Origin of the sequence: Mycoplasma collis ATCC 35278 (assembly GCF_000701825.1) — a bacterium.
Classification (GTDB): domain Bacteria; phylum Bacillota_I; class Bacilli_A; order Mycoplasmatales; family Metamycoplasmataceae; genus Mesomycoplasma_A; species Mesomycoplasma_A collis.
Genome location: NZ_JNJY01000038.1, coordinates 1 through 1,378 on the forward strand (window position 1 = coordinate 1; position 1,378 = coordinate 1,378).

Sequence of the window (1,378 nt, forward strand, 5' to 3'; positions counted from 1 at the left end):
ACATTAGATTGATCTTTTTCGTGAGCAAAATAAATCTTGTAATTATTCTTATCATTATTGCTTAAAATATTCTCAGGATCATTAATAGTAATTATTAACTATTTTTTTATGAAAAAAATAAAAATTCAAAGCATAAAAAATAAAAATTTGCTATAATAAATAACATTATGAAAATAGCTTTTGTTATTGATTCATCTGTTGGTTTAACACAAGAAAATGCAAAAAAAAATGATTTATATTTTTTGCCATTATACATAAATATCGATGATAAAGAATATGCAGATGGAATAGATTTGCAAAATGAAGAAGTTTTTAATTTAATTAATAAAAATTCTAAAATTTCAACTTCAGCAACCCCACTTGGACAAGCGTTTAAATTAATTGAAAAACTTGAAAATGAATATGACAAAATTATAATTTATCCTATTAGCAGTAAATTATCATCTCAATATTCTAATTTAAAAACAGCTTTTAAAGATAATCGAAAAGTATATGTTGTTAAATCAAATAAATTAACTTTATTAACATTATTAGATATTTTAAGATTTAAAAAAAATATTGAACACAATATGGAATTTAATCAAGCTCTTGAAATGCTTGAAAATAATGTAGAAGGTGAATTAATTTTAGTTCCTAAATATAATGATTATTTGGTTAAAGGAGGTAGACTTTCGCCTTCTGCTGCTACAATAGCTAAATTATTAAAAATTGTTCCTATTATTGAATTAAAAAATGGAGCTTTAGAAAAAAGAGGAAAAGGAAGAATTTTCAATAAATCATTGGTTAATATTTACAATGAAATTTATAATAAGTTTCCAACTTATAAAACAATAGTATTACATTCTAATAATAATGAAGTTAATGAAATAGTTGATAAATTTAAACAAATTTCTAAAAATAAAATTGAAGTTTTTTCAATACCAAATGTGATAGCTGTTCATAGTGGCCCAGAAGCTGTTGCTTTTAGTGTTATAAATATAACAGATAACGAAATAAAGGAAATAAAAAAAATTTTATGTTTGCAAAAATAACTTTATTATGAAGTTATTTTTTTTTATTATTTTTTAACTTTTATCTCAAATAAAGGATAAAATTTACTTTTTTCTATAATTCAAAAATTTTAAAAATTATTTTAAAAACTTTAAAAATAAAATAATAAAAAATTAGATTTTTTAATCACTAGATCAACTAGTGTTCAAATTTATTTCAAGATTTTCACAAATAACTGATGTTATTAAAATTAATAATAAAGCTTTTAAACTCTTAAAAAATATTTAAATAATGATTTAAGCACTAATACTAAAGCACAACTTAAATTAGTTTATAAAAATAATGAAACTAATGTAATGAGTGAAGCTATTGCAACATTAATGCCCAT

1 protein-coding gene is annotated in these 1,378 nt (G+C 20.2%); it reads left to right on the plus strand.

Annotated elements, in window-relative coordinates:
- Positions 1–167 precede the first annotated feature (167 nt).
- Positions 168–1,031 carry a DegV family protein gene (locus T403_RS0103940; RefSeq protein ID WP_033161520.1) on the plus strand — a complete coding sequence of 288 codons (864 nt, stop codon included), beginning with the start codon at positions 168–170 and terminating at the stop codon, positions 1,029–1,031.
- The last annotated feature ends 347 nt before the right edge of the window (positions 1,032–1,378 follow it).